Annotated in this window: 11 protein-coding genes; 6 read left to right on the forward strand and 5 right to left on the reverse strand. The window is 70.6% G+C overall.

What is annotated here, in order from left to right:
• Nucleotides 1–41: 41 nt before the first annotated feature.
• The 5 genes from dmpG to ACFWGJ_RS34575 all read right to left on the reverse strand — a co-directional run bounded on the left by dmpG (nucleotide 42) and on the right by ACFWGJ_RS34575 (nucleotide 4,768).
• The gene (dmpG, locus tag ACFWGJ_RS34555) at nucleotides 42–1,055 is read right to left on the reverse strand and encodes a 4-hydroxy-2-oxovalerate aldolase (RefSeq protein WP_387332497.1); all 1,014 of its coding nucleotides are present in this window, start codon (nucleotides 1,053–1,055) and stop codon (nucleotides 42–44) included.
• Nucleotides 1,052–1,999 (reverse strand): acetaldehyde dehydrogenase (acetylating), encoded by a 948-nt coding sequence (locus ACFWGJ_RS34560; RefSeq protein WP_387332499.1) that lies wholly within the window; start codon nucleotides 1,997–1,999, stop codon nucleotides 1,052–1,054. The genes dmpG and ACFWGJ_RS34560 overlap by 4 nt, the downstream gene beginning before the upstream one ends.
• Entirely contained in the window at nucleotides 1,996–2,820 is an 825-nt protein-coding gene (locus ACFWGJ_RS34565) for a 2-keto-4-pentenoate hydratase (RefSeq protein ID WP_387332501.1), read from the reverse strand. Before ACFWGJ_RS34565 ends, ACFWGJ_RS34560 begins: the two co-directional genes overlap by 4 nt.
• A 160-nt stretch (nucleotides 2,821–2,980) precedes the next feature.
• The gene (locus ACFWGJ_RS34570) at nucleotides 2,981–3,745 is read right to left on the reverse strand and encodes an IclR family transcriptional regulator (RefSeq protein ID WP_387332503.1); all 765 of its coding nucleotides are present in this window, start codon (nucleotides 3,743–3,745) and stop codon (nucleotides 2,981–2,983) included.
• An 81-nt stretch (nucleotides 3,746–3,826) separates the two neighbouring features.
• Nucleotides 3,827–4,768 (reverse strand): LysR family transcriptional regulator, encoded by a 942-nt coding sequence (locus ACFWGJ_RS34575; RefSeq protein WP_387332505.1) that lies wholly within the window; start codon nucleotides 4,766–4,768, stop codon nucleotides 3,827–3,829.
• A 110-nt stretch (nucleotides 4,769–4,878) separates the two neighbouring features.
• On the opposite strand from ACFWGJ_RS34575, the gene ACFWGJ_RS34580 reads away from it, so the two are divergent.
• From ACFWGJ_RS34580 to ACFWGJ_RS34605, 6 genes are all read left to right on the forward strand, one after another.
• Nucleotides 4,879–5,685 carry a cyclase family protein gene (locus ACFWGJ_RS34580; RefSeq protein WP_387332507.1) on the forward strand — a complete coding sequence of 269 codons (807 nt, stop codon included), beginning with the start codon at nucleotides 4,879–4,881 and terminating at the stop codon, nucleotides 5,683–5,685.
• A complete protein-coding gene (locus ACFWGJ_RS34585; protein ID WP_387332508.1) occupies nucleotides 5,682–7,331 on the forward strand; it encodes a thiamine pyrophosphate-binding protein in 1,650 nt (549 codons plus the stop codon). The genes ACFWGJ_RS34580 and ACFWGJ_RS34585 overlap by 4 nt, the downstream gene beginning before the upstream one ends.
• A 55-nt stretch (nucleotides 7,332–7,386) precedes the next feature.
• Nucleotides 7,387–8,541, forward strand: coding sequence for a thiolase family protein (locus ACFWGJ_RS34590; RefSeq protein WP_387332510.1), 1,155 nt, complete (start codon nucleotides 7,387–7,389; stop codon nucleotides 8,539–8,541).
• A complete protein-coding gene (locus tag ACFWGJ_RS34595) occupies nucleotides 8,538–8,849 on the forward strand; it encodes a zinc ribbon domain-containing protein (protein WP_387332512.1) in 312 nt (103 codons plus the stop codon). Before ACFWGJ_RS34590 ends, ACFWGJ_RS34595 begins: the two co-directional genes overlap by 4 nt.
• Nucleotides 8,846–10,498: an ATP-dependent acyl-CoA ligase gene (locus tag ACFWGJ_RS34600; RefSeq protein ID WP_387332514.1), complete on the forward strand. Its 1,653-nt coding sequence runs from the start codon at nucleotides 8,846–8,848 to the stop codon at nucleotides 10,496–10,498. Before ACFWGJ_RS34595 ends, ACFWGJ_RS34600 begins: the two co-directional genes overlap by 4 nt.
• A gap of 209 nt (nucleotides 10,499–10,707) precedes the next feature.
• Nucleotides 10,708–12,048 carry an MFS transporter gene (locus ACFWGJ_RS34605; protein WP_387332516.1) on the forward strand — a complete coding sequence of 447 codons (1,341 nt, stop codon included), beginning with the start codon at nucleotides 10,708–10,710 and terminating at the stop codon, nucleotides 12,046–12,048.
• Nucleotides 12,049–12,072 lie beyond the last annotated feature (24 nt).

Genomic DNA, 12,072 nt, shown 5'->3' on the forward strand with positions numbered 1-12,072 from the left:
GGGAGTCACTGTCCTCCCGGCCCTGCTCGGCGTGCTGAATGTCAGCTCGCCTGTACGAGCCCCAGCGCCACGTCGACGATCATGTCCTCCTGGCCGCCGACGAGCCCGCGCTTGCCGACCTCGACGAGGATCGTGCGGACGTCGACGCCGTAGCGCTCGGCAGCCGCCTCCGCGTGCCGGAGGAAAGAGCCGTAGACCCCGGCGTAGCCGAGCGTGAGCGTCTCGCGGTCGACACGGACCGGACGGTCCTGGAGCGGGCGTACGAGGTCTTCGGCCGCGTCCTGGAGCGCGAAGAGATCGCAGCCGTGCTTCCAGCCGTTGAGGTCGGCGACCGCGATGAACGGCTCGATGGGGCAGTTGCCCGCGCCCGCGCCCTGACCGGCGAGGGAGGCGTCCACGCGGGTCACACCCTCCTCGACCGCGATCATCGAGTTGGCGACCGAGAGGGAGAGGTTCTCGTGGGCGTGGATGCCGATCTCGGTGGCGGGGTCCAGCACGTCACGGTAGGCGCGCATCCGCTCGCGCACGCCGTCCATCATCAGCCGGCCTCCGGAGTCGGTGACGTAGACGCAGTGGGCGCCGTACGACTCCATGAGCTTGGCCTGCTGGGCCAGCGTCCTCGCGTCGGCCATGTGGCTCATCATCAGGAAGCCGGACACGTCCATGCCCAACTCGCGTGCGGTGGCGATGTGCTGGGCCGATACGTCGGCCTCGGTGCAGTGCGTGGCGACCCGCACCGAGCGCACCCCGAGCGCGTACGCCTGCTTGAGCTCCTCGATGGTGCCGATGCCGGGCAGCAGGAGGGTGGTGAGGCGGGCGTTCTCGATGTGGTCGGCCGCCGCCTCGATCCACTCCCAGTCGGTGTGGCTGCCGGGACCGTAGTTGAGCGAGCCGCCGGCGAGGCCGTCGCCGTGGGACACCTCGATGCCGTCGACGCCTGCCGCGTCGAGCGCGGCCACGATCCGGCCCACCTGCTCCGGCTCGATACGGTGCCGGATGGCGTGCATGCCGTCCCGCAGGGTGACGTCCTGGATGAACAGCTTGTCGGTGCTCATGCGCCGGCTCCCTGGAGTTCGGTGGCGCGGGCGGCCATGGCCTCGGCCATCCGCAGGGCCGCGCTGGTCATGATGTCGAGGTTCCCGGCGTAGGCGGGGAGGTAGTGGGCGGCGCCCTCGACCTCCAGGAACACGGACACCTGGTGGGTGGCCGCGGCCCGGGTGAGGGTGTGCACCGGCTGGTCCGCGGGGACGGGGGTGATCTGCACCTGCTGCTTGAGGCGGTAGCCCGGCACGTACGCCGACACCTCCTCGACCCGCTGCGCGACGGCCGTGCGGATCGCGTCGTGGGCCGCCTCGTCGGGCGCGTCCACGAGCGCGAGCACGGTGTCGCGCATGATCAGCGGCGGCTCGGCCGGGTTGAGGATGATGACCGCCTTGCCGCGCTCGGCGCCGCCGACCGTCTCGATGGCGTGGCTGGTCGTCTCGGTGAACTCGTCGATGTTGGCGCGGGTGCCGGGACCGGCGCTCTTCGAGGCGATCGAGGCGACGATCTCCGCGTACGGGACCGGCGCCACCGAGGAGATCGCGGCGACGATCGGAATGGTGGCCTGGCCGCCGCACGTCACCATGTTCACGTTGTCCGCGGCCACGTGGTCGGCGAGGTTCACCGCGGGGATCACCATCGGGCCGATGGCGGCGGGCGTGAGGTCGATGAGCTGCTTGCCGTACGGGGCGAGCACGTGGGCGTTGGCGATGTGCGCCTTCGCGGACGTCGCGTCGAAGACGATCTTGATGTCCTCGAAGCCGTCCATGGCGATCAGGCCCTGGACGCCCTCGGCGGTCACGGGGACCCCGAGCCTCTTGGCGCGGGCGAGTCCGTCGGAGGCGGGGTCGATGCCGACCATCGCGCCCATCTCCAGGGTGTCCGACAGGCGCAGCACCTTGATCATCAGGTCGGTGCCGATGTTGCCCGAGCCGATGACGGCGACCTTGGTCTTCATGCGGAGGCTCCTTCGTCGCCGGAGGCGTGGAAGCGGACGGAGACGGACCCGAGTCCGGTGATCTCGGCGCTGAACACGTCTCCGGCCGCGGCGGGCACCATCGGGCCGAGCGCGCCGGACAGCACGACCTGCCCCGCGCGCAGCGGATCGCCGACGTCGAGCGCGGTGCGGGCGAGCCAGGCGAGGGCGGCCAGCGGATCGCCCAGACAGGCCGCGCCGTTGCCCGTGGAGACGGTCTCCCCGCCCCGGTCGAGGGTCATGGCGGCCTCCACCGGCTCGAACTCGGTGAGCGGCTTGGCCGGGGTGCCGAGGACGTAGAGCGCGGAGGATCCGTTGTCCGCGACGGTGTCGCCGAAGGTGATGTCCCAGCCGGCGATCCGGCTGTCCACGATCTCCAGAGCGGGGACGGCGTGCGCCACGGCGGCCCGGATCTGCGCGGCGTCGAGCGGTCCCTCGGAGAGGTCGGCGCCCAGGACGAACGCGATCTCCGCCTCGACCTTCGGCTGGAGCAGCGCGCCGACCGGTACGGACGCCCCGTCCGCGACGCTCATGTCCGCGAACAGCACGCCGAAGTCCGGCTGGTCCACGCCCAGTTGGCGCTGGACGGCGGCGGAGGTGAGGCCGATCTTGCGGCCCGTGACGCGGCCACCCGCTTCGAGACGGTGCGCGGTCAGCAGCTCCTGGACGGCATAGGCCGCCTTCACGTCGTCGCTGCCGATGAGGTCACGCACCGGGGGACAGGGAACACGGTCGGCGGCGGCGCGCAGCAGACGATCGGCCGCCTGCGCCACGGCGCCGTCGCCGGGAGAGAACTCGTTCATGCCCACAGCTTGAACACGCGGGCCGTCCCCCGCCCAGCGATGAGTTCCGCCACGCGGAACCCGACCGCCGATCGGTGGCGGCGCGGCAGCCGGTCCAGTGGTCGCGCGGCAGTCAGCCAGTGGTCGTGCACCAGCCGGTCAGGGGCTGTGCACCAGCCGGTCAGTGCTCGCGCAGCTCCGCGCGGCGGCCGAGCGTCGCGGAGATCCCCGCCGCGGCGGCCCGCACACTGGTGGCATGCCGGACGGGCTGGAAACGGTGCACCGGGCCCGTCACACTGACCGCCGCCACGATCTCGTCCGACGGCCCGAAGATCCCGGCGGCCACGCACACGATGCCGACCGCCGACTCCTCGTACTCGAAGGCCACCCCCTTGGACACGACGTCGGACAGCTGGCGCGTCAGCACGTCGACGTTGGTGATCGTCCGGGGCGCCTTGCGCTCCAGGGGCCCGCGCAGCGCGCTCTCCCGCACGTCGGCCGGGGCATGGCTCAGCAGCACCTTCCCGAGGGCCGTCGCGTGCAGCGGCATGCGCCCGCCGAGCCGCGACGGGGAGTGGGCCTGCTGGTGGCCGCCCATCTTCGCGACGTAGACGACCTCCGTTCCCTCCCGGGTGCCCAGGTGGACGAGTTCGTGCGTGCGCTCGTACAGGTCCTCAAGAAAAGGAGTGGCCACTTCGAGCAGCCCGCGCTCGACCGACGCGCGCATCCCCAGCTCGAAGACGAGTCCCGACAGGCGGTAACGCTCCTGGACGCGGTCCAGGAGCCGGGCCGCCACGAGGTCGCCGAGCACCCGGTGCAGGGTGCTCTTCGCGAACCCCGTACGGCGCCGCAGTTCGGTGAAGCCCAGGGTGGTGTCCTCGACGGCGAATGCCTGCAGCACGGCGAGGGCTTTGCTCAGGACGCCGCTCGGCGCGTCGTTGCTCAAGGGGGTCTTCCTTCCGGGGCATCGCAACGCTCCGACTGTACGGGACCATGAACAGCTCTCGGGTGAGGCCGAGCGCCGTCACTACGGCTCGGACAGTACGGGGTCGGTGTCCCGGGCGACTTCCACGATTCCCTTGATCAGGAGACGCGTACTCGCGGACGGCGGCCGGTCCGCGAGCGTGGTGATCCCGATCTCGCGGGGCACGGTGTCCAGGGCCAGGGGCAGCATGTCGAGCAGCGGATCCCGTGCGCCGATCAGCATGGGCAGCGGTGCGACGGCGTCCGTCTCCAGCAGAACCGTCCTCAGCGTGAGGATCGTCGAGCACTCGATGATGTTCGCGGGCAGCGGCAGGCCCCGGCGGTCGAAGAGTTCGTCGATCTCCTGGCGCAGCTGGGTGTTGCGGCCCGGCAGGATCCACGGCAGGTCCATGAGGTCCTCGATGCCGCCGGCGGATGTCCCGAGGCAGGGGTGCCCGCGCCGGACGACGAGGCGAACCGGTTCGTCGTAGAGCCGAACATGGCGCAGCGCGGCGCGCACGCTCGACGGCTGGAGCCGGCCGACCAGGACGTCCACCTCGCCCCGGGAGAGTTGCAGGCCCAGTTCCTCGGGCATCGCCTCGACGACCGAGACGGTGAGGTGCGGGTGGGCCTTCTTGAGCCGGACCAGGGTCTGCGGCAGCAGGGAGTAGGCACCGGCGAGATTGGTGCCGACCCGTACGGGCTCCATGCCGAGGCGCTGGAGCGCGTGGATGCGTTCGGCCGCGGCGCGCACGTTTCCGACGACCGCGCGGGAGTGCTCGATGAGGATGTCGCCGTACTGGGTCGGGCGGACGCCGCGCGGCCCCCTCGCGAAGAGTTTGACCCCGATGATCGTCTCGATCTCCTGCAGGCTCCGGGTCACGACGGGCTGGGTCACGTGCATCGCCTTGGCGGCACCGACCAGGGTGCCCTCATCGGCCACGACGGTGACCAGAACGAGGTGGCGCAGTTTCAGCCGACCGTCCAGAAAGTGGTCAACGTTCATGTCCGGACTTCTCTCTGTAACATGGTGTTGGGCTTCGGTATAGCCAAACATGAATAGCGCCGACCGGAGAAGCATTGGTCAAGGCCGAATCTCTGCCAAATGATGAGGCCATGTCTTGGACACTCTCCGCACAGGGCCCGCTGGGCGGCCTGACGTCCGCCCTGGCGTCCGGCGGCGTCGAGATGGTCGACCTGACCGCCCTCCTGTCGCCGTCGACGCCCGTGCTCGACCTTCCGCCGGATATGGCACCGATCCCGCACTTCGAACTGGAGGAGCTCGCCCGCTACGACGAGCGGGGGCGCACGTCCTACCAGAACGGCATCCACACCGGTGAGCACGTGGGCACCCACTTCGACGCGCCGTGCCACTGGGTCACCGGCGCCGACAAGGGGGACGTCGCTCACGTACCGGTCCGGCACCTGGTGGCTCCCGCCGCCGTCATCGACAAGACCGCCGAGTGCGCGGCCGACCCGGACTTCCTGCTGACCGTCGAGCATCTCCAGGAGTGGCAGCACCACAACGGCCCGCTCCCGGAGGGCGGTTGGCTGCTCTACCGCACCGGCTGGGCCGCGCGCTCGCACGACCAGCACCTGTTCCTCAACGCCGACGACAGCGGGCCCCACACGCCCGGTATCACGGCCGAATGCGCCCGCTGGCTGGCCGACGAGGCACCGATCGTCGGACTCGGAGTGGAGACGGTCGGCACCGACGCCGGGCAGGCGTTCACCTTCACCCCGCAGTTCCCGGCGCACCACTACCTGTTGGGCGCGGGCAAATACGGAGTCACCCAGTTGCAGAACCTCGACCGGCTGCCCACCACCGGCGCCGTCCTGATCGTCGCCCCCCTCCGCATCGCCGGAGGGTCCGGCAGCCCGGCGCGGGTTCTGGCGCTCGTCGACAGCGGAGGAGTCCAGTGACCGAGTACGTCCATGAGGCCATCGGCAGGCAGCTCACCGATCTCGGAGTCCGTGCCGTCTTCGGTGTGGTCGGCAGTGGCAACTTCCACTTCACCGACGCGATGGTGCGCGGCGGCGCACGGTTCGTCGCCGCCCGCCACGAGGGCGGTGCGGCCACCATGGCGGACGCGTACGCCCGTATGTCCGACGAGGTCGCCGTGCTCTCCCTGCACCAGGGCTGCGGGTACACGAACGCCCTCACCGGCATCACCGAGGCCGCGAAGAGCAGGACGCCGCTGCTGGTGCTGACCGCCGAAGCCGCCGATCCCACCTCGAACTTCGCGCTCAACCAGGCGGCGATAGCGGTCGGCATCGGGGCGGTCGCCCTGCGCGTGCGGTCTGCCGCAACCGCCCTCGACGATGTGGCACGGGCCTTCGCGATCTGCAGCCACCAGCGGCGCACGGTCGTCCTCAACGTTCCGATCGACGTCCAGGACGCGCTCCTGGACGCGCAGGCCCCGGCCCGGCAGTACCGCAAGGTCGTCGAACCGCGCCCCGACGACAGCGAGATAGCCACCTTCGCCCAACTACTGGAACGCGCCGAGCGGCCGGTCTTCGTCGTCGGACGCGGTGGTCGCTCCCCGGGCTCCAGGGACGCCGTCCGTGAACTGGCCGCCGAGGCGGGCGCACTGCTGGCCACCTCCGCCGTCTCCCGCGGGATGTTCAACGGCGACGCCTGGAACATCGACGTCTCCGGCGGCTTCTCCTCGCCGCTGACAGCCGACCTCGTCTCCGGGGCCGACCTGGTGGTGGGATTCGGCTGCGCCCTGAACATGTGGACCATGCGGCACGGCAGGCTCATCGCGCCGGACGCGACCGTCGTCCAGGTCGACATCGAACCGGGGGCCATCGGCGTACACCGTGACGTGGACCTCGGGCTGTGGGGCGGTGTCGCGGGAACGGCCCGGGCCACGGCCGCGTGGCTGCGGGCGAACTCGCCCGGCGGGCGCACGGGTTACCGCACCCCGGAGGTGGCGGAGCGGATCCGGTCCGGCCTGCGCTGGAACCAGGTCGCATTCGAGGACGCGTCGGGGGACGGGCGGGTCGACCCGCGCGCTCTGACCGTCGCGCTCAACGACCTCCTGCCCACCGAGCGGATCGTCTCCGTGGACTCGGGCAACTTCCTCGGCTACCCGAGCATGTACCTCGACGTGCCGGACGAGTACGGGTTCTGCTTCACCCAGGCGTTCCAGTCCGTGGGCCTGGGCCTGGCGACCGCGATCGGCGCCGCCCTGGCGCAGCCCGACCGGCTGCCCGTGGCCGGCTGCGGTGACGGCGGCTTCCTGATGGGCCTGTCGGAGCTGGAGACCGTCGTACGCCTTGGCCTGCCCATGGTGATCGTCGTCTATAACGACGCCATGTACGGCGCCGAGGTGCATCACTTCGGGGCCGGTACGAGCGGCCTCGACACGGTGACCTTCCCCGACACGGACATCGCGGCCCTCGCCCGCGGACACGGCTGCGACGCGCTGACCGTCCGACGGCCCGAGGACACGTACGCCGTGAAGGAGTGGCTGTCGGCCGGCCCCGTCCGTCCCCTGGTGCTGGACGCCAAGATCACCTCGGACGGGGGGTCCTGGTGGCTGCAGGAAGCCTTCGGACACTGAGGCACCCCGCCGCGAATCCCCCCGACCACGTCACGACATGGGAGAGCGAGCTCTGATGAGAAGGACCACAAGCGGCGTCTCCGTCATCGGCGCCGGTGAGTCGCCCTACACCCGGCACCCGGCATCCGGCACGACCACCGAAGGGGTGCTCGCCGACGCCGTACGCCGCGCACTCGGCGACGCGAACCTACCGACCTCCGAGGTCGACGGCTTCGGTGTCTGCAGCTTCACCCTCGGCCCGGACCACGCCATCGACCTCGCCTGGCGGCTGGGACTGCGGCTGCGCTGGCTGACGCAGGACACCAACGGCGGGGCGAGCGCCGGCACGATGCTGCAGCACGCCGTGCGGGCCGTGGAAGCCGGCGACGCCTCGGTCGTGGTGCTCGTCGCCGGCGACCTGATGGACCAGCAGGTGCACCTCAAGATGGTGGCCGAGTACAACCGGGCGACCGCCGAGCAGTTGGTTCCGCTGGACATGCTCGGACCGAACGCCCTCTTCGCCCTGCTGACCCAGCGTCAGATGAAGGCCGAGGGACTCACCCGTACGGATTACGGGCGCCTCGCGGTGGCTCAGCGCGCATGGGCGGCCCTCAACCCCGGGGCCGTGTACCGCACGCCGCTGACGCTCGACGACTACCTGAACGCGCCCATGGTCGCCGAACCCCTCGGCCGGTACGACTGCGTACCGCCGGTCACGGGCGCCGACGCCGTGGTCGTCGCGGCCGACGAACGCGCCGCGGGCACCCGACGCGCCAGGGTGCTGACCGTCTCGGCCCGCTACAACAGCGACGACCAGACCGGCGACGGCCTGGTCACCGGCTTGGCCGACTGCGCACCCGAACTGTGGGAGACCGCAGGACACGGGCCCGCCGACGTCGACGTGGTCAGCGTGTACGACGACTACCCGGCCATGGCGCTGGCCCAGCTCAAGGACCTCGGACTGGTCGCCGGCGGTGAGATGCCGGCCTTCATCGCCGACCGTCTCGCCACCCGCAAGCTCGCCGTCAACACCTCCGGCGGACAGCTCTCGGCCGGACAGCCGGGTTCCGCGGGAGGCATGCACGGACTCGTGGAGGTCGTCCGGCAGTTGCGCGGCCAGGCCGGGCAGCGCCAGGTCGATGCCCGGCTCGGCCTGTTCAGCGGATACGGGATGGTGCTCTATCGCTACGGCGCGTGTGCCACCGCCGGGCTCCTGGAGGCAGCCGAATGAGTGTGATCGTGCAGAACTGCCGGACGTGCGGCGGCCAATGGTTCCCCGCCCGGCTGCTGTGTCCCCGCTGCGGGGGCGCCGAGCTGGCGCCCAGAAGCGTCGAGCGCGGGGTGGTCGAGCAGCTGACCCACCTCGGCGACGTCGTCATCGCGTCGGTGGCCTGCGACCCCGAACCGCTGCTCGTGGCCAGGCTGCACGGCACGGTCGCGGTCGGTGACGTCGTGGAACTCACCGACCGCCCCGACCTTTCCGACCGTCCCGTCGCCTTCGTACCGCCGAGCGGCCGGCCCCGGGAGGAGCAGTCATGAGCGACGTCACCACGATGCCCGACCTCGCGCGTACGAGCGTCTCCGGACTGCTGCGATGGCGCGCGGACAGCACCCCGGACAGCATCCTGCTGCGCTGCGGGGACACGTGGAGGACCGCCGCCCAGATGCTCGAACGGGTCGCCGTCGCGGGAGGCCTGCTGCGCCGGCACGGGGTGGAGCGGGGAGACCGGGTGGCGCTGATGGCGTCCAACCGGGTCGAACTGCTGGACCTGATCCTCGGCTGCGCGTGGATCGGTGCCGTCGCGGTGCCCATCAACACCGCCGCGCGGGGTGAGCAACTGCATCACATCCTGACCAACTCGCAGGCCGAGCTGCTGGTTCTGGAACACCCCTTCCTCGCACAGGTGGAGGCGTTGCCCAGCACCGGCGAGCTGCGCCAGATCTGGCTGCTGGACGAGCACGAGATCGTCTCGGTCCTGCCGGTTCCCGTCGACTTGATCCCGGACGACGGCAGGGCCGTGGAGCCGGTGGCGGTCGGCCCCGGCCATCCCGCGGTGATCCTCTACACCTCGGGCACCACCGGGGTCTCCAAGGGAGTCGTCTGCCCCCACGCCCAGTTCTACTGGTGGGGCCACAACGTCACGACCCAACTCGGCATCACCTCGGCCGACGTGCTGCACACCTGCCTGCCGCTGTTCCACACGAACGCACTCAACGCCTTCAGCCAGGCGCTGGTCAGCGGTGCCCAGTACGTCATCGGCCCGCGCTTCTCGGCCTCCCGCTTCTGGTCGGACGTGACGGCCAGCGGGGCGACCTGCACCTACCTGCTCGGCGCCATGATCAGCATCCTGGCGGGCCGGCCGCCCGGAGAGCACGACCGGGCGCACCGGGTGACCGCGGCACTGGCGCCGGCCACCCCCGCCGGGCTGCTGCGGGAGTTCGAGGAGCGGTTCGGTGTCGTCCTCATCGACGGCTACGGCTCGACGGAGACCAACGCGGTGATCTCCGCGAGCCGGACCGAACAGCGGCCCGGATTCGTCGGACGCCTTCAGGAGGGGTTCTCCGCCCGGATCGTCGACGAGAACGGGCTCGACGTTCCCCCCGGCACACCGGGCGAACTGCTGCTGCGCAGCGAGCAGCCCTTCGCCTTCGCCTCCGGCTACCACCGCATGCACGACGCCACCGTCACCGCCTGGCAGGACCTGTGGTTCCACACCGGTGACCGGATGGTGATCGAAGCGGACGGGTGGATCAGGTTCGTCGACCGCATCAAGGACGTGATCCGCCGTCGCGGCGAGAACATCTCCTCCGTCGAGGTCGAAAGCGTCCTCGCACAGCACCCCGGTGTCCGTGACGTCGCGGTGTACGCGGTGGACTCCGAACTCGGCGAGGACGAGGTGATGGCAGCCGTGGTCCCCGTCGAGGGACAGAAGATCGACTTCGCCGAGCTGGTGTCCTTCTGCGAGCCCCGGCTGGCCTACTACGCGATTCCCCGCTTCGTGGCACTGTGCCCGGAACTGCCGCTGACCGAGAACGGCAAGGTCCGCAAGACCGTGCTGAGGGAGTGGGGAGCCGACCGCGCCGACTGGGACCGCGAGGCGGCCGGCGTCGTACTGCGCGACCGGCCCGCCACGGTCCGCCCGGCAGCACGCGGCGGCGACGGTTCCCCCCGTCGGGGCCATCCCTAGGCGGCAGGCGACCTCCGCCTCCAAGACCGCGGTCACCGCCTCCGGGAGGCGGTGACCGTCACCGGACAGGTCCTGACCGTCAACTGCGGCCACAGCACCTTCCCTCGGGCGGACCCCGCCCCGGCACATCCCCCCTTTTCCCGGCCACCGGGACGACCGCGCGACCCTCCACGTCCCGGTGACCACCGTCCTCATCCAGAGGTGACGAGATGAGCCCCACAGCCCCGCACAAACCGGCAGCCGGACCGCAGTCGATCCGCAAGATCGCCATCGCCAGCCTGACCGGAACCGCACTGGAGTGGTACGACTTCTTCCTCTACGGGACCGCCTCCGCCCTGGTGCTCGGCACCCTCTTCTTCCCGGACGCCAGCCCCCTCGCCGGGACCCTGGCCTCCTTCGGCACCTTCGCCGTCGGTTTCGCGGCCCGCCCCATCGGCGGAATCATCTTCGGGCACTTCGGAGACCGGCTGGGCCGCAAACCCATGCTCGTCATCACCCTGCTGATCATGGGCTTCACCACCTTCCTCATCGGCACCCTGCCCACCTACGCGCAGATCGGCGTGTGGGCGCCGATCCTGCTCACCCTGCTGCGCGTCCTTCAGGGCATCGCCGTCGGCGGTGAGTGGGGCGGAAGCGTCCTCATGATCACCGAGCACGCCCCCGCGGGACGACGCGGTTTCTACTCGGCCTGGAGCCAGGTCGGCATCAACCTCGGCTTCATCACCTCCGCCGGAGTCTTCGCCGCCGTCCAGACCCTGTCCGACGAGGCGTTCCTGTCCTGGGGATGGCGTGTGCCCTTCCTCCTCGGAGCCGTTCCCGCGCTGGTCGGCCTCTTCATCCGCCTGAAGATCGAGGAGACACCGGAGTTCCAGAGCGTCCAGCACGAGGGCGACAAGCAACGGATGCCGGTCCTGCACGCCCTGCGAACCCATCCGCGCGCCATCCTGATCACGGCCGGCGCCCGTATGGCGGAGAACGGCGCCTCGTACATCTTCCTGGTCTTCTCCCTCGCCTACGGAAAACACATCGGAGTCAGCAACGGCCTGCTGCTGACCGGGATCATCTTCGCCAACATCGTGGAAGCCGCTTCGATGGTGGGATTCGGTGCCCTCTCCGACCGCATCGGCCGCCGCCCGGTCTACATGGCCGGAGCGGCCACCCTCATCGTCTTCGCGTTCCCCTTCTTCTGGCTCGTGGACACCGGGGCCCCCGTGCTCGTCTGGCTCGCCTTCATCATCGCCATCGGCATCGGCCACGGAGCCATGATCGGCACCCAACCGAGCTTCTTCACCGAGCTGTTCGGCAAGACGTCGCGCTACAGCGCCATCGCCCTCGGCCACGAGTTCGCCTCGGTGTTCGCCGGCGGCCTCTCGCCGCTCATCGCGACCGCGCTCCTGGCGGCCACCGACGCCTCCTGGCCCATCTCCGTGTATCTCATCGTCCTCGGCTGTATCACGCTCGTGGCGGTCTACTTCTCCCGCGAGACGGTGCGGCACGACACCGCACCCACGCCGGACTCCCAGCTGCAGCCGGCCGGAACACACGAATAGCGCGTACCCGGCGCGCCCGGGCTC

This window comes from Streptomyces sp. NPDC060205, assembly GCF_042728395.1.
Classification (GTDB): Bacteria; Actinomycetota; Actinomycetes; order Streptomycetales; family Streptomycetaceae; genus Streptomyces.